16 protein-coding genes are annotated in these 15,499 nt (G+C 72.7%); 9 read left to right on the top strand and 7 right to left on the bottom strand.

What is annotated here, in order from left to right:
- Positions 1-2: 2 nt before the first annotated feature.
- The 4 genes from ACT2CW_RS39025 (at position 3) to pssA (ending at position 3,394) form a co-directional block, all read left to right on the top strand.
- A complete protein-coding gene (locus tag ACT2CW_RS39025; protein ID WP_037958791.1) occupies positions 3-509 on the top strand; it encodes a MaoC family dehydratase in 507 nt (168 codons plus the stop codon).
- Position 510: 1 nt separating this feature from the next.
- On the top strand, positions 511-1,713 hold the full coding sequence (locus ACT2CW_RS39030; protein WP_182473621.1) for an acyl-CoA dehydrogenase family protein: 1,203 nt from the start codon (positions 511-513) through the stop codon (positions 1,711-1,713).
- Between the two features lie 180 nt (positions 1,714-1,893).
- Positions 1,894-2,541, top strand: a complete 648-nt coding sequence (locus ACT2CW_RS39035) for a phosphatidylserine decarboxylase (RefSeq protein WP_182473620.1) — start codon at positions 1,894-1,896, stop codon at positions 2,539-2,541.
- On the top strand, positions 2,528-3,394 hold the full coding sequence (gene pssA / locus ACT2CW_RS39040; RefSeq protein ID WP_037958797.1) for a CDP-diacylglycerol--serine O-phosphatidyltransferase: 867 nt from the start codon (positions 2,528-2,530) through the stop codon (positions 3,392-3,394). Before ACT2CW_RS39035 ends, pssA begins: the two co-directional genes overlap by 14 nt.
- Positions 3,395-3,485: 91 nt before the next feature.
- Here the strand turns inward: pssA and ACT2CW_RS39045 are convergent, their stop codons facing one another.
- The 3 genes from ACT2CW_RS39045 to ACT2CW_RS39055 all read right to left on the bottom strand — a co-directional run bounded on the left by ACT2CW_RS39045 (position 3,486) and on the right by ACT2CW_RS39055 (position 5,345).
- Positions 3,486-3,869, bottom strand: coding sequence for a hypothetical protein (locus ACT2CW_RS39045; RefSeq protein ID WP_401640079.1), 384 nt, complete (start codon positions 3,867-3,869; stop codon positions 3,486-3,488).
- A complete protein-coding gene (locus ACT2CW_RS39050) occupies positions 3,866-4,123 on the bottom strand; it encodes a hypothetical protein (protein ID WP_182473691.1) in 258 nt (85 codons plus the stop codon). The genes ACT2CW_RS39045 and ACT2CW_RS39050 overlap by 4 nt, the downstream gene beginning before the upstream one ends.
- Before the next feature lie 88 nt (positions 4,124-4,211).
- Positions 4,212-5,345, bottom strand: a complete 1,134-nt coding sequence (locus ACT2CW_RS39055; protein WP_445520026.1) for a glycerate kinase — start codon at positions 5,343-5,345, stop codon at positions 4,212-4,214.
- A gap of 204 nt (positions 5,346-5,549) precedes the next feature.
- Here ACT2CW_RS39055 and ACT2CW_RS39060 point away from each other — a divergent pair, with 204 nt between their 5' ends.
- Positions 5,550-6,620 carry an ADP-ribosylglycohydrolase family protein gene (locus tag ACT2CW_RS39060; protein ID WP_182473617.1) on the top strand — a complete coding sequence of 357 codons (1,071 nt, stop codon included), beginning with the start codon at positions 5,550-5,552 and terminating at the stop codon, positions 6,618-6,620.
- A gap of 6 nt (positions 6,621-6,626) precedes the next feature.
- On the opposite strand, the gene ACT2CW_RS39065 is transcribed toward ACT2CW_RS39060, so the two are convergent.
- On the bottom strand, positions 6,627-7,457 hold the full coding sequence (locus tag ACT2CW_RS39065; RefSeq protein WP_445520027.1) for a TetR/AcrR family transcriptional regulator: 831 nt from the start codon (positions 7,455-7,457) through the stop codon (positions 6,627-6,629).
- Between the two features lie 92 nt (positions 7,458-7,549).
- On the opposite strand from ACT2CW_RS39065, the gene ACT2CW_RS39070 reads away from it, so the two are divergent.
- The gene (locus ACT2CW_RS39070; RefSeq protein ID WP_445520028.1) at positions 7,550-8,413 is read left to right on the top strand and encodes an NmrA family NAD(P)-binding protein; all 864 of its coding nucleotides are present in this window, start codon (positions 7,550-7,552) and stop codon (positions 8,411-8,413) included.
- A gap of 231 nt (positions 8,414-8,644) precedes the next feature.
- Here ACT2CW_RS39070 and ACT2CW_RS39075 read toward each other — a convergent pair whose 3' ends face one another.
- Positions 8,645-9,349 (bottom strand): hypothetical protein, encoded by a 705-nt coding sequence (locus ACT2CW_RS39075; protein ID WP_445520029.1) that lies wholly within the window; start codon positions 9,347-9,349, stop codon positions 8,645-8,647.
- 153 nt (positions 9,350-9,502) lie between these two features.
- On the opposite strand from ACT2CW_RS39075, the gene ACT2CW_RS39080 reads away from it, so the two are divergent.
- Positions 9,503-10,246 carry an SIR2 family NAD-dependent protein deacylase gene (locus tag ACT2CW_RS39080; RefSeq protein ID WP_445520030.1) on the top strand — a complete coding sequence of 248 codons (744 nt, stop codon included), beginning with the start codon at positions 9,503-9,505 and terminating at the stop codon, positions 10,244-10,246.
- A 15-nt stretch (positions 10,247-10,261) separates the two neighbouring features.
- On the opposite strand, the gene ACT2CW_RS39085 is transcribed toward ACT2CW_RS39080, so the two are convergent.
- Together ACT2CW_RS39085 and ACT2CW_RS39090 are read right to left on the bottom strand one after the other, a co-directional pair.
- Positions 10,262-10,774 carry a methylated-DNA--[protein]-cysteine S-methyltransferase gene (locus ACT2CW_RS39085; protein ID WP_445520031.1) on the bottom strand — a complete coding sequence of 171 codons (513 nt, stop codon included), beginning with the start codon at positions 10,772-10,774 and terminating at the stop codon, positions 10,262-10,264.
- A 155-nt stretch (positions 10,775-10,929) separates the two neighbouring features.
- The gene (locus ACT2CW_RS39090; RefSeq protein ID WP_432048510.1) at positions 10,930-12,405 is read right to left on the bottom strand and encodes an AlkA N-terminal domain-containing protein; all 1,476 of its coding nucleotides are present in this window, start codon (positions 12,403-12,405) and stop codon (positions 10,930-10,932) included.
- A gap of 162 nt (positions 12,406-12,567) precedes the next feature.
- Here ACT2CW_RS39090 and ACT2CW_RS39095 point away from each other — a divergent pair, with 162 nt between their 5' ends.
- Entirely contained in the window at positions 12,568-12,987 is a 420-nt protein-coding gene (locus tag ACT2CW_RS39095; RefSeq protein ID WP_233362233.1) for a CU044_2847 family protein, read from the top strand.
- Between the two features lie 5 nt (positions 12,988-12,992).
- Complete coding sequence (locus ACT2CW_RS39100) at positions 12,993-15,263, top strand: VMAP-C domain-containing protein (RefSeq protein WP_445520032.1); 2,271 nt, start codon at positions 12,993-12,995, stop codon at positions 15,261-15,263.
- The last annotated feature ends 236 nt before the right edge of the window (positions 15,264-15,499 follow it).

Below are 15,499 nucleotides of genomic sequence, written 5' to 3' on the forward strand. Positions count from 1 at the left end.
CCATGCAGTTCGGCCGTACCTATGAGGAGTTCACGGTGGGCGACGTCTACCGGCACTGGCCGGGGAAGACGGTCACCGAGTACGACGACCACCTCTTCTGTCTGCTCACCATGAACCACCACCCGCTGCACATGGACAGCAACTACGCCGAGAAGACGACCGATTTCGGCAAGAACGTGGTGGTCGGCAACTACATCTACTCCCTGCTGCTGGGCATGTCCGTTCCCGATGTCTCCGGAAAGGCCATCGCCAATCTGGAGGTCGAGTCCCTGCGGCATGTGGCGCCCACCTTCCACGGCGACACCATCTACGGCGAGACCGAGGTCCTGGACAAGACGCCGTCGAAGTCCAAAACCGACCGCGGGATCGTGCATGTGGAGACCAAGGGCTACAAGCAGGACGGCACCTTGGTCTGTGTCTTCCGGCGCAAGGTGATGGTGCCGACCGCCACCTACATCAAGGAGCGGGGCGGCGAGCAGCCGGGCCGCCCGGAGCTGGGAGGGCAGTGATATGAGCCGCCTCGCGCAGACGGAGGGCCTGACCGACATCCAGCGGGAGATCCTCTCCACGGTCAGGGATTTTGTCGACAAGGAGATCCTGCCGGTCGCGACCGAGCTGGAACATCGCGATGAATATCCGACGGCGATCGTCGAAGGGCTGAAGGAGCTCGGCGTCTTCGGGCTGATGATCCCGGAGGAATACGGCGGTCTGGGTGAGTCACTGCTCACCTACGCACTGTGTGTGGAGGAGATCGCCCGCGGCTGGATGAGCGTCTCGGGCATCATCAACACCCACTTCATCGTGGCGTACATGCTCAAGCAGCACGGCACCGAGGAACAGAAGGAGTATTTCCTTCCCAAGATGGCGCTGGGCGAGATCCGGGGCGCCTTCTCGATGTCGGAGCCGGGCCTGGGCTCGGACGTGTCGGCCATCACCAGCAAGGCGGTGCCGGACGGCGACGACTACGTGCTGACCGGGCAGAAGATGTGGCTGACCAACGGCGGCAGCTCCACCCTGGTGGCGGTCCTGTGCCGGACCGGCGAGGCCAAGGAGGGGGTCGCGCCGCACAAGGCGATGACCACCTTCCTGGTCGAGAAGGAGCCCGGCTTCGGCGAGGTCCGGCCCGGTCTGACCATCCCCGGCAAGATCGAGAAGATGGGCTACAAGGGGGTCGACACCACCGAGCTCATCATGGACGGACTGCGCATTCCGGCCGATCGGGTGCTCGGCGGGACGCCGAACCGAGGTTTTTACCAAATGATGGACGGAGTCGAGGTCGGCCGGGTGAATGTCGCCGCCCGCGGCTGTGGTGTGGCGCGACGCGCTTTCGAGCTGGGCGTCGCATACGCACAGCAGCGGCATACCTTCGGTAAGCCGATCGCCCAGCACCAGGCCATCCAGTTCAAACTGGCCGAAATGGGAACAAAGGTCGAGGCGGCGCATGCGATGATGGTCAATGCGGCCCGGAAGAAGGATTCGGGCGCGCGCAACGACCTCGAGGCGGGAATGGCGAAGTACCTGGCGTCCGAGTACTGCAAAGAGGTCGTGGAGGACGCCTTCCGCATCCATGGCGGGTACGGCTTCTCCAAGGAATACGAGATCGAGCGGCTCTACCGGGAGGCACCGATGCTTCTCATCGGCGAAGGGACCGCTGAGATTCAGAAAATGATTATTGGACGGAGGCTTCTGGAGGAATACCGAACCCAAGACTGAACGTCCCTTTTGGGGTGGTATCCGAGAGAAGAAGGTCACACCGCGCCGAGGGTCTTCGGTCACTGACAAGCCACCGACGGGCCCCGGCGCTTGCCCAGTTACCGCTCGCAACCGATACCATCCCGTAAAGCCGCCGTCCCCAGTCTTGCGTCGCGGCATCCTCCGCTACGAAGGTCATCCATGCCCCACAGCCAATCCTCTGCACAACGCGGCCGCGTCCGCCTCGCGCGCGGAGCGTCGCCGTGGCTCCTCCCGACCGTCGCCACCGCGGCGGTCAGTCTTGCTCGGTCCCGCCGCTCCGGACGCTGGGCGGCGGTCGCCGTGCCCGCCACCGCGCTCGCGGCGGGCATGCTGTGGTTCTTCCGCGACCCCGAGAGAGAGATCACGCAGGGCCGTGTGATCTCCCCGGCCGACGGCGTGGTGCAGAGCATCATGCCGTGGAAGGACGGGCGCACCCGCGTCGCCATCTTCATGAGCCCGCTCAACGTCCACGTCAACCGCGCTCCGCTGGCCGGTACGGTGACCTCCGTGGAGCACATCCCCGGCGGCTTCGTTCCCGCGTTCAACAAGGAGAGCGAGAACAACGAGCGGGTCGTCTGGCACTTCGACACCGAGCTCGGCGACATCGAGATGGTCCAGATCGCGGGCGCCGTCGCCCGGCGTATCGTGCCGTATGTGCCACAGGGCACGAAGGTCGAACAGGGTGAGCGGATCGGTCTCATCCGCTTCGGCTCGCGGGTCGACATCTACCTCCCCGAGGGTGTCGATGTCGCGGTCGAGGTCGGCCAGGCCACCACCGCGGGGGTGACTCGCCTTGACCGTGATTGATCCCGATACGCAGGCCGCCTGGGTCCCCGAGGCCGAGGTGGACGCGGCGGACGTCGACGAGACGGACGACATGCCGCTGTCGACGCGACTGTCGATAGCCGACACGCTGACCCTGGGCAACGCCACGTGCGGCTTCCTGGCGGTCTACTTCACCACCACCGGCGTCCTCATCCCGCACCTCACGGGCAGCGAGGACGGCGGGATGACCCGGCACAGCGCCGCCTCCGCGGTGATGCTGATGCTGCTCGCCTCCGTCTTCGACCTCTTCGACGGGCTCGTCGCGCGGAAGCTGCGCAGCTCGGCGATGGGCGCGGAGCTGGACAACCTCTCCGACCTGATCAGCTTCGGGCTGGCCCCCGCGTACTTCGTCCTCGTCTGGGGGATGGTGTCCGACGACGCCTATCAGCGGGTCTCGGTGGTGGGCGCGATCGTGGTGCTGCTGGCGGTGGTGCTGCGGCTTGCGCGATTCTCCTGTGTGACGCTGCGTGACGGCGTCTTCCAGGGCATGCCGAGTCCCTTCGGCGCCCTGACGGTCGTCTCGGTGGTCCTGCTCGGCCTGCCGTTCGTGCCGACGCTGCTCGCGATCGTGGGCGTCGCGTGGCTGATGGTGAGCCGGGTGGAGTACCCCAAGCCGCGCGGCCGGCTCGCGGTGGCCATGCTCGGCTGGATCGTCACCAGCATGGCCCTGCTGGCCGCCTGGGCCTTCGAGGCCCCCGGCGGAGAGCTCCTCCTCCAGTCGGCCTGCGCCCTTCAGGTCGTCATGGGCGCGGTGATCCCCCTCTTCGCCACGGCGCGCCGGGTGAACGCGTTCCGCGACAACCGCCGTGAGGCGAGGGCAGCCCAACTGCCGTAGCGGCCGCCAGGCCGCCCGTCCTTCGACGAAAACGCCGTGGGGCCCGAGCTTCCCGCTCGGGCCCCACGGCGTTTTCTGGTTCCGGCCGGGGTTACGGCCCCACGTCGAGGATCCGCACCGGCTGCCCCTTCCACCCGTCCGCCGCAGCCGTCGCGACCACCGCCCCGGCAGGGCGCTCAGGCGTCGGCTGGGCCACGTACGCGGTGTGGGCAGCCGCCCATCCGGCGGAAGCGCGCGCCACCGCCAAGGCGGCAGGCAGGTCGAGGTCCAGAACGGTGAGGCTGGGCAGGGCGGCGATGTGCTCCGCCGTTCCGGGACGGGCCCGGTCGGCCTCCACCAGGGCACAGGCGGGAGCGTAGAGGAACCAGCCCGGCTCGGCGTGAGCACGGTGGATCAGGCGGGAGAGTAGGACATTGCCGCGCCCGGCGGCCACCATGGCCGTGTCGTCCAGCACGATGTGCAGAGCTTCGGTCACCGGGCGTCCGCCTCGGCCAGACGCCGATCCAGGTCGGCGTCCAAGTCTGCGATCTCGGCTTCGCTGGGGTTGTACCCGTTCCACTCCCGCAACACGGCGCGAGCTCGCTCAGCGCGCTCGGCCCGCTCGGCCGGGGTGAGCAGGGTGTCGGCGAGGCGGGCCAGATACGCCCGCAGGGAAAGCCCCTCCGAAGCCGCTATCTCGGCCAGCCGGTCTCGTGCCTCGGTGGGAATGCGGACATTGGCATCGGCCATGGTGAGGCTCCCTCCACTCATGACACCAGGGTACGGGTACGCACCCGTACCCGTACCCGAATTCGGGAAGATGCGCCGGAAGCCGAAATCAGGCGAGGAAGTCCGCTGCCAGGCGTGCCGCGGTGCGTTCCAGGAGGGGGCCGGCCTCGGCGATGCAGCGGGCTGGGTCCGGTTCCAGGTCGGTGAGAGCGTAGGCGCGGCGGATGCCCGCGTTGCCCAGGGCCGCGGGGGCCAGCGACAGGCGGCCGCAGACCGCGACCACCTCGATGCCCCGCGCGCGGGCGGCCGCCGCCACGCCCGCCGGGGCCTTGCCGTGGAGGGTCTGCTCGTCCAGCGAGCCCTCCCCCGTGATCACCAGGTCCGCGCCCTCCAGCGCGGCGGGGAAGCCGAGGACGTCGAGCATCACCTCGATGCCGGGGCGGAAGCTCGCGCCCAGGCCGACGAGGGCGCCGAAGCCGATGCCGCCCGCCGCGCCCGCGCCGGGCGCGAGGGCGTATTCGGCGGCCGAGGCCCCGACCGCGCGTTCCAGGACGCGTACGTAGTGGGCGAGGGCGGCGTCCAGGGCCGCCACGTCATCCTCGCCGGCGCCCTTCTGCGGGCCGTAGACCGCCGCCGCGCCCTTCGGCCCGGTGAGGGGGTTGTCGACGTCGCTGGCCAGGACGGTCTCGGTGGCGGCGAGGCGTGGGTCGAGGCCGGACAGATCGGCCGTGGCGAGGTCGCGCAGCGGGCCCCCGCCCGGTGCGACAGGGGTACCGTCCGCCCGCAGGAAGCGCGCCCCCAGCGCGCTGAGCATCCCCGCGCCGCCGTCCGTCGTGGCGCTGCCGCCCACACCGAAGACGATCGTGCGGGCGCCCGCGTCCAGCGCCGCGCGCAGCAGCTCCCCGCTGCCGTACGTGGTCGCGGTGAGCGGCGCGAAGACGCCCGCCGGGAGATGCCGCAGCCCGGACGCCTCGGCCATCTCCACCACGGCCGTCGTCCCGTGCAGCGCGTACGCCGCCGTCACCGGCGCGCCCAGCGGCCCGGTGACCCGCGCCTCGCGCCGTTCGAACCCGGCCGCGACCGCCGCGTCCACCGTGCCGTCCCCGCCGTCGGCGACGGGCAGCGCCGCGATCCGCAGGCTCTCGCCGCCACGGGGCGCGCCGCGGCGCAGGCCCGCCGTGACGCGCTCGGCGACCTCCACCGCCGTGAGCGAGCCCTTGAACTTGTCCGCGGCGATCAGCACGCGCTTGGGGGGTGTCGCCTGCCCCTGCGCCCATGTCCTGGTCCCGGCTGTGGCTTCCTTCGCGTCTTCCGAAGCCTCCGTCGAAGCCGTCGAAGCGTCCGTCACCTTCGTAACCCCTCGCATTCGCCCAGGCAGTCGCGCCGCTGTGACCCTATCCGGCGCGGCCGCACCGGTACACCCACCTCAGATGGGTACACCTGACCCATGGCCCTCAGCGGGAGCGCACTCGCGGACCGGATCCTCGGTGGCTGGCTCGGCCGGATCGCCGGGAACATGCTCGGCAAACCCGTCGAGAACGGCGACCATTGGACCCGCGACCGCATCGACCGGTATCTGCGCCGCGCCGACGCCCTCCCGCTGACCGACTACCTGCCCGCGCTGGAGCCGCCCCCCGACCCGGTGGAGTTCGAGCTGCGCCCCGAGTGGCAGAGTTGCGTCCGCGGCCGGATCCACGGCAGTTGCCGCGACGACGACGTGGACTACTCCGTCCTCGGCCTGCACCTGCTGGAGACCCACGGCCCCGAGTTCAGCACCGAGCAGGTCGGTGAGGTCTGGCTGCTGCGGCTGCCGTATCTCCAGACCTTCACCGCCGAGCGGGCCGCCTACCGCAATCTCACGGCCGGGGTGAAGCCGCCGCTCAGCGCGACCGTCGACAACCCCTACCAGGAGTGGATCGGCGCCCTGATCCGCGCCGATGTCCACGGCTGGGTCAACCCCGGCGATCCGCGGCGCGCCGCCGCGATGGCCCGCCGCGACGCCGTCCTCTCCCATACGGGCAACGGGGTGTACGGGGCGATGTGGGCGGCGGCGATGATCGCGGCCGCGTTCACGGCGGACGGTCCGCGCGCCGCCGTCGAGAGCGCCCTGGACCGGATCCCGCCGCGCTGCCGCCTGGCCCGTACGGTGCGCCGGGTCGCGTCCCTGCACGACGCGGGCGTGGCGTGGGCGGACGCGCTCGCCCAGCTCGAGCGGGAGACCGCCGGGCTGCCCTGGATCCATGTGGTCCCCAACGCCGCCGTCCTCACGGCCGGGCTGCTCTACGGCGCGGGCGACTTCACGACGACGATCGCCCTGACGGTGCGCGGCGGCCTGGACACCGACTCCAACGGCGCCACGGCCGGGTCGGTCGCGGGGGTGCTGTGCGGCGCGGCGGCCATCCCGCCGCAGTGGACCGAGCCGCTGGAGGACCGGGTGCGCAGCGCCGTCTTCGGGTTCGACGGGGCCCGCGTCAGCGACCTCGCGGCGCGTACGCACCGGCTGGCGGTTTCGGGCTAGTCCGGACTACGGGGTTTCTGCCCGCCGACCGTCCGGATCGGCGATGCGGTCCAGCCACTCCCGCAGCAGGCCGCGTTCGGCCGCGGTCAGGGCGTCCGCCCGGGGCAGCGCGGCGCGCAGGGTGACGGCGGCCGCGACGGGCCCGGGTTCGGTGGCGGCGGGCGCGTCCGTGGTGATCGCCGCGATGGCCGCCTCGCGGGCGGTACGGGACAGCTCCGGATCGCGGCGGTCCTCGGGCGTGGCGATGAGCGTGAACGTCGTACCGCAGCCGGCCGCGTGGATCAGCGCCGCGGCGCGCTCCTCGGGGATGGCGAGCCGCCCCGCCTCGGCGATGCGCCGGATGAGCCGGGCGAGCATCTCGAAGGCAGTGACGGCGGCCGGTGAGGACACCCCGGGGCGGTGCCCGCCATACATCAGCGAGTACAGCGCCGGGTTGGCCAGGCCCAGGCCGACGTGCTGATCCCAGCCGACGCGCAGGTCCTCGACGGGGTCGTCGGTGGGTTCCTCGGCGGCCTTGCTGTTCACGTATTCCGCGAAGCCGTGCGCGACGACCGCGTCGAGCAGGCCCTGTTTGTCGCCGAAGAGGCGGTAGATGGTCGGCGGCTGCACCCCGGCTGCGGAGCTCACCGCCCGGGTCGAGACCGCGCCGGGCCCGCCGTCGGACAGCAGCCGGGCGGCGGCCGCGACGATGCGGTCGCGGTTGCCGTCACGGTCTCGGTTTGCCTCGCCGCTCGCGTCGTGGCTCGCGTCGCCGTTCGCGTCGTTGTTTGGCTCGCCGCTCGCGTCGTGGTTCGCGTCGTGGTTTCCGTTCAGCGCGATGGTGTCCTCCCGCTCCATGCTTCCAACGATAACAGGACGCCGTTAGCACCCCTTCGTTTCCGGTGATACGTTGGCGGCGATATCGCTGGAAACGGGCAGAGGAGATCACCGTGATCATCGTTACCGGAGCCAATGGCCAGCTCGGCCGGATGGTCGCCGAGCGGCTGCTGGAAGCCGTCCCCGCCGAGGAGATCGGCGTCAGCGTGCGCGATGTGGCGGCGGCGCGGGACCTCGGCGCGCGGGGCGTACGCGTCCGCCAGGGCGACTTCGCCGACCCGGACACCCTCCCCCACGCCTTCGAGGGCGCCTCGAAGGTCCTGATCGTCTCGACGAGCACCACGGGCGAGGCCGCCGTCCGATGCCACCGCGCGGCCATCACCGCCGCGGCGGCGGCCGGGGCCGAGCGGATCCTCTACACGAGCCACATGGGCGCGAGCCCGTCCTCTCCGTTCGCCCCGATGCCCGACCACGCCGCCACCGAGGAGGCGCTACGGCGGTCCGGTGTCCCCTTCACGTCGCTGCGCAACGGCTTCTACGTATCGTCAGCCGTGCAGTTGGTCAGGGGCGCGCTGGAGACGGGCGTCCTGGCCGTGCCCGAGGACGGGCCGGTCGCCTGGACCGCCCATGCCGACCTCGCCGACGCGGCCGTCCTTGCCCTCACCGGCGAGGTCCTGGACGGCCTGAGCCCCGCGCTCACCGGTCCCGAGGTGATCGACATGGCCGGTATCGCGGAGATCCTCACGCGGCTGACGGGTCGCCAGATCCGGCGGGTGGTCGTCTCCGACGACGAATACCGGGCGCAACTGGTCACCCATGGCGTGCCCGAGCCGTCGGCCGAGATGCTCGTCGGCCTCTTCGCCGCCAGCCGTGAGGGCGACTTCGCGCCGGTCGACCCCACGCTTGCCGATGTTCTCGGTCGACCCGTAGTGCGGGTGGAGGACTACCTGAAGTCGGCGGTTACGACGCCTCGGTGACGTACCGCGGCACGAAGCGGGCCCGGTCGGCCCGGCGCATCTGACGGCCGCATAGCGATGCTTTCCCCTCCCCGCCCCTTCCCGTAACCAGGGGCTCCGCCCCTGGACCCCGGGGCCTGGGGCGGAGCCCCACCACGCGGCGGAGCCGCATACCGACGCTGCGGGAAGGGGCGAAGCCCCGGTCCGGGTATTCGGGGCGGAGCCCCGCCACGCGGCGGAGTCACGCGGACGTCAGCGCTCGGCGGTGTCCCATTCGCTGCCCAGCCAGCCGCCGTGGCTGTCGAGGAGGGCGACGAGGGACGCGGTCACGCGGTCGTCCCACCACTCCGCCACGGCCTTGAGCTCGAAGGCGGGTCCGGGGCCGCTGTGGAAGTCGAGGACGATCCGGCGGTCCAGCCGCCACCGGGTGCGGCGCGGGGTGCGGCCGGGGTCGCCGCCGCCGTTGAGGACGATGCCGATCAGGACCAGCAGTTGGAGGGGGAGGAACAGCCACCACACGCCCCACCAGAAGGGCCGCCCCTTGAAGCCCACGGCGGGCCGGGAGCCGGTCTGCTGGACGGTCCAGCGGGTGCGGAGGCCGCCCTTCATCGCCGGGCGGCGGGTGATGAGGGCCAGGGGTTCGCCGGCGGCGCCCAGGACTTCGTACGTGGCGGGGCCGCCCTTGGTGGCCGACTTGGTCACCACCTGCGCGAACACCTGCCCGCGTTGGGGATCTGCCCAGAGGGTGAACGCGCGGGTGCCCTCCTTACGGGCGGCACGGTACTCGGGGAGGCCGCCGCCGGGTGGGTTCCGCCGCTCGGGGAAGCCCAGCGGGCGGGTGGTGCGGCCGCGGCGAGGTGGTTCGTCGGAGACGCGTATCGTCCGGGCGATGCCGCCCTCCGGTGCTCCGTCCTCCTCCTCTGCGGTCCGGCCGCTCAGCCATAGGAATCGCGCCATCCCCGTACTCTCCCCGTCCGCGGTGTCCGACCCGGGCGTCCGTCCCGGGGTCCCGGGCCTCCGGGTCGGACGTCCGTCCCGGTGCCGGGCGGACTTTACCCGTCCGGATAAACGCGTTCGCTGTCGGCCGCGCCGCGTGCGTACGCTCGCCGCATGAGCAGCGAGACGACGCACCGGCCGCTGGTGGCGATCCTGAGCGGGGCGGGCATCTCCACCGACTCCGGGATCCCCGACTACCGCGGTCCGCAGGGGCTGTGGCGGCGCGATCCCGAGGCCGAGAAGCTCGTGACGTACGAGTACTACATGACCGACCCCGACATCCGGCGCCGCTCCTGGGAGATGCGGCGCGACAGCGAGGCGCTGCACGCCCGGCCCAACGAGGCGCACGAGGCCGTCGCCCGGCTGGAGCGCTCGGGGGTGCCGGTGCGGGTGATCACCCAGAACGTGGACGGGCTGCACCAGATCGCCGGGATGCCCGCGCGCAAGGTGCTGGAACTGCACGGCACCGCGCGGGCCGTGCGGTGCACCCACTGCGAGGCGCGGTCCGGGATGGACGAGGCGCTGGAGCGGGTCGCGGCGGGGGAGGCGGATCCGGCGTGCCGGGAGTGCGGCGGGATCCTGAAGTCGGCCACGGTGATGTTCGGGGAGAACCTCGATCCGGAGGTGCTGACGGAAGCGGTCGCGGTGGCGCAGGCGTGCGAGATCTTCATCGCGGTCGGTACCAGCCTCCAGGTTCAGCCCGCGGCCTCGCTCGCCGGGCTGGCCGCCGAGCATGGGGCCCGGCTGATCATCGTCAATGCGGAGCCGACGCCGTACGACGAGGTTGCGGACGAGGTCGTTCGTGAGCCCATTGGTGTGGCGCTGCCTGCTTTGCTGGATCGCATCGCCGCGGGCTGAACACTGAGTTCATGGTCAGAAGAGGCCGGGGAGTTCTTGCCGCTCTTGTCGTGCCTCGAACTCCAGCAGCCGCCGCTTGCGGTCCAGGCCGCCGCCGTAGCCGGTGAGGCTGCCGGACGAGCCGACGACGCGGTGGCAGGGGACGATGATGCCGACCGGGTTCTTGCCGTTGGCCAGCCCCACCGCGCGGGAGGCGGTCGGCCGGCCGATGCGGTCGGCCAACTGGCCGTACGACCAGGTCTCGCCGTACGGGATGGCCCGCAGCTCGGCCCAGACGCGGCGCTGGAAGGGCGTGCCGTCCAGGTGCAGCGGCAGGTCGAACTCGGTCAGCTCGCCCGCGAAGTAGGCCGTGAGCTGGCGGATGGTCTCGGCGAAGGGGATGTCGGCCGGGTCGCCGGGAGCGCCGAAGGTTTCCTCGGGTGGGCGGTGGCGCTGCGCGACCATGTAGAGGCCGGAGAGGTCGGTGCCCGTGGCCACGAGGGTGAGGGGGCCGTAGGGGCTGTCGATGGTGGTGTGGGTGCGGTTCATGTGTTTTCCTCGGTGGGGTGTGGGGGCGCTGGGTGCGGTGGGGTGCGGGTCGGGCGGCTCAGCGGTGTACGGGCCGCCGTTTCGTTGCCGGGTGCGGGCCGGTGGCCGTTTGTGCCCACCCGTCCCCGCCCCGCGGGACGATTGCCCACAAACCGTCATGCCGCCGGTAGGCGGTTGATGGCGTGGGCTGCGTCTGTGGCCCAGAGGTATTGGACGGCGTAGGCGCGCCAGGGGCGCCAGTGGGTCGAGTGGCGGGTGAGGGCGCCGGGCGTGGCGGGCAGGCCCAGTTCGGTGGCGGCGCGGCGCACTCCCAGGTCGGTCGGGAGGAAGGCGTCCGGGTCGCCGAGGGCGCGCATCGCGATCACCTCGACGGTCCAGGGGCCGAGCCCCGGCAGCGCGCCGAGGCTCGCGCGGGCCTCGTCCCAGTCGCTGCCGACGCCGAGCGCGACCCGGCCCTCGGCGAGCGCGCCGATCAGCCCGGTGAGGGTGGCGCGGCGGGTGCGGGGCATGGCCAGCTTCTCGGGGTCGAGCCCGGCGAGGGCCTGGACGGACGGGAAGAGGTGGGTCAGGCCGCCCGCCGGGTCCTCCACGGGCTCGCCGTGCGCCGTCACCAGGCGCCCGGCGTGGGTGCGGGCGGCCGCCGTGGACACCTGCTGTCCGAGCACCGCGCGCACCGCGAACTCGTCCGCGTCCACCGCGCGCGGCACCCGCCGCCCCGGGGCCTTGTCGACCAGCGGGGCCAGCTGGAGGTCCGTGCGCAGCAGGTCGTCCACGGCGGCCGGGTCCGCGTCGAGGTCCAGCAGCCGCCGGCAGCGGCTGATCGCCCCGGCCAGATCGCGCAGGTCGGCGAGGGAGAGCTGGCAGGCGATGTGGTCCGGCCGGGGGCTGAGGGTGACCACCCCGGGCCCGTACGGTAGCCGCAGGGTGCGCCGGTAGGCGCCGTCGCGCCACTCCTCGACGCCGGGGACGGCGGTGGCGGCCAGGTGCCCGAAGAGGTTGTCCGGGCACAGCGGCGCCCGGAACGGCAGCCGCAGCGTGAGCACCCCCGGCACGCTGGTCCGCGGCCCTCGGCCGGCCCGCTGCCGCAGCTCGGTCGGGGAGAGCGCGAAGATCTCCCGTACGGTCTCGTTGAACGCGCGGACGCTGGCGAACCCGGCCGCGAAGGCGATGTCCGCCATCGGCAGCGCGCTGGTCTCGATCAGCAGCCGCGCGGTCTGCGCCCGCTGGGCCCTGGCGAGCGCGAGGGGGCCCGCGCCGAGCTCGGCGAGCAGCTGCCGCTCGACCTGCCGGGTGCTGTATCCCAGCCGGGCCGCCAGGCCCGGGACCCCGTCCCGGTCCACCACACCGTCGGCGATCAGCCGCATGGCACGGGCCACCAGATCCGCCCGCTCGTTCCACTCCGGCGAGCCGGGGCTGGCGTCCGGACGGCACCGCTTGCAGGCCCGGAACCCGGCCTGCTGGGCGGCCGCGGCGCTGGGGTAGAACCGCATGTTCTCGGGCTTGGGCCCGACGACCGGGCAGCTCGGCCGGCAGTAGATCCCGGTGGTCACGACGGCGATGAAGAACCACCCGTCGAAGCGGGCGTCCTTGGCCTGTGCGGCGCGGAGGCACCGGTCGGTGTCGGTGTGCATGGGTCCAGCATCCGCCAGCGGGGTGGGGGCAGGCTCGCGGGAATCCGACATCGACCTTGCGCGGGGCGCCCCGGTGGCGCGCGCCCGTGGCCCCGCGCCCCGTCCGTCGTTCCGGCGGCGTTTGGTGCGAAGGGGCAGACCGGAGGCCTGATGATCGGCATGATGAGGAATGTGACGGAACACCGTGAGATACCCCTGGCGGACGGCACGACCGTACGGCTGGAACTGGCCCCCGTGGGAGACGCCTCCCCCGAGGACGCGTACGGCGGCGTCGGCGGCGTGACCCCGGTGGGGCGGGGCGCGCAGGCCGCGGCCACGCTCGCCCATGCCGGTCTTGGCGTCATCCTGCGAGGCCTGGGGCCGGTGCTCCAGGATGTGCACGACGCCGTCAGCTCGGCTCCGCATCCGCCCCAGGAGTTCACCGTGCAGTTCGGGGTGCAGGTCGGCCAGGACCTCAAGCTCGGCATCGTGGGCGCCAACGGGAACGCCAACCTGACCATTTCGGCCACCTGGAGGCCGTCGGAGCGGCCCGGGCCCACGGTGCCGGCGGTGCCGCCGTCCCGGCCCGGCCCCGCGGGCTGAAGTCCATGGGGTGGTTCCACGCGCACGGGGTCTCGTCACGGCCCGCGGTGTCCATTCTCGCCAAGTCCGACGGAAGACCGGCGGGCGCGGGCGTCCTGCTGCCGCGCCGCCATCTGCTGACGTGCGCTCATGTGGTCAACAGCGCGCTGGGAAAGGACATGCTGGCCCCGGATCACCCGGGCCCGATCGCCGTGCCCGTACGGCTCCACGGACCGGAGCACACCGTCGAGGCCCACGCCGAGCTGGCGGTCTGGATACCGCCCCGGACCGACGACGGCGGCCTGGGCGCCTTCGAGTGGAACGGCGACCTCGCCGTCCTGCGGCTGAACGTGAGCCCGCCGCCCGCCATCGAGCCGCCGCGCTGGCACCCGATGGCCACGCGGCAGCTCGTACGAGCCTGGCACGGCAGCGGGGAGCCCGGGGTGTTCGCCGACGCCGAAGTGAGCGCGTGCGACGGGCGGTTCGGCTACTTCGACGGGGCCGAGCGCGCCCTGGACATCGAAGCCGCCTACAGCGGCGGCCCGTTGTGGTCCAACGAGGAGGGCGCCGTCGTCGGGCTCGTGACGGCCAAGCTCCGCGTCCAGGGGGCGCTGCGCCGCGCCTGGGGCATCCCCTGGCAGCGCGTGACGCGGGAGCTGGACGACGCCGGGGCGGGCCATCTGCTGCCCCGGCAGCCCGCGGTGGACGTGCGCGACCACCCTGCCTACGCCGAGCTCGTCGCCCTGCTGGACGGGCCGCTGACGCTGTCCGAGGGCTGGATCCGCTGCTGCCGTACGGTCGCACGCCAATGCGGCCTCGGCCATCGCGCGGACGGCGTGCCCTCCGCCGAGGAGTTCGCCCAGCTGCTGCTCACCCGGGGGCGTGCGCTGCCCGCGCTGGTCGAGGCGGTGCGCGGCATGGCGGGCCCGGTGGCCGACGACCTCCTCGCCATCGGACGCCGCTGCGGGCTGCCCAAGCTGCTCTCGCCGGGTGAGCACGAGCGGCTGCTGGTCCAGCTGCGCGCCCTGCCCGCGGCCGCCGCGGCCGGTGTCCCCGGGGCCGTACGGGCGGCGCTGCCGCTGGCGGCCCTGCCCGCGGCGCTGCTCACCGGCGGTGACGGGCACCACGACGGTCACCACGACGGTTACCACGACGGGGACAACGGGGACGGTCTCGGCGGCGTCCGCGGCGTCCGCGGCGGAGACGGCCTCGGTGTCGTCGGTGGCGGAGACGGCCTCGGCGGGCGGTTCGAGGCGTTGATCGCCCATGTGGAGGGGCTGCACGGGGACAGCTCGGCGGCCGACGACGGGGCCATGCCCGCCGTGCCGGGCCTGCTGCGGGCCGTGGAGTTCGTGGCCGCCGGATGCTGCCCGGCGGAGCAGCGGGCCGCGCTGCGGCGGTGGAACGCGGCGGTCGCCCGCCGTCTCGGCGTCCATGACGCCGCCCTGATGGACCGGCGCCACGACGCCGAGCAGTGGGCCCGGAGCGCCTCCCGGGGCGCCGCGCCCCGCGTCGTGGCGAAGCTGGACCGCTGCGGGGCGGCACCGGGCGGCGCACCGGCGGCGGCACGGGAGGAGGAGCCCGAGCGCTACCGGCTGCGGCTGTGGTGCGACGACGGGGACGGGCTGCGCCAGGTGTCGGACGACAGTGAACGGCCGCGCGGCGCGCAGGAGGTGGCCCAGGAGATCTTCGCCGCCGTGGGCGCGCTGCGCCGCCCCGACCCCTCGGGGCCGCGGCCCGTCATCGAACTGGTCGTGGACCGGGACGCCCTTGAGGTGCCGGTGGACCGCTGGAAGGCCGCGGGACCGGGAGCGGTGCTCCCCATGCGGCTCGGCACCCCGTACCCCCTGGTCGTCAACTGCCCCGAGCTGCGGGAGCTGAACGGCGGCACGATGCTGGACCAGTGGCGGGAGCGCTGGGCCCGGCTGGAGGCCGAGGAGCCCGTGCACATCGACGACGCCACGGCCCCGGACCCGGAGGCGGTGTGCGGTCTGCTCATGGAGCGGCTCACCGCCCGGGTCACCGTCGATGTGGCGGCCCACCGGCGCACCGGTGTGGTGCAGATGTGTTTGGCCGCGGGCGTTCCGGTGGTGCTGTGGGACCGCAGCGGGGAGCAGGGGTCCCCGGCCGTGCGCCACGCGGCGGGGGCAAGCACCCGGCAACTGCCCGAGGCCGTACGGACGTACCGCACGAAGACCCTGCAACGGCCCGAGGAGTACCCCGGGCGGCCGGTACTCGCCTGGGCCGATGCCGGGCGGGCGCTGCCACGGCTGGATCTTGTGGACCCCACGGAGTGACGGTGGGATCCGCAGCGGCATTGAGGCGGCAGTGAGAGAGACGGCAGGAGGCGCGCGATGTCCGCTGAGGCGGGCCGAGAGGGAGGTTCCCCGATGAATCCACGGGAGGAGCCCGACTGGCGGCTGTTCCGGGGGGACGGCGTGCCCCGGCATGTGGAGATGCCACCCGCCCCGGTGTGGTGTTTTTTTTGTTGCTCTGTGGGGGGGGGAATTCCCCAACATGGAATGAAGTTCTC

It is taken from the genome of Streptomyces sp. NEAU-174, from assembly GCF_052665095.1.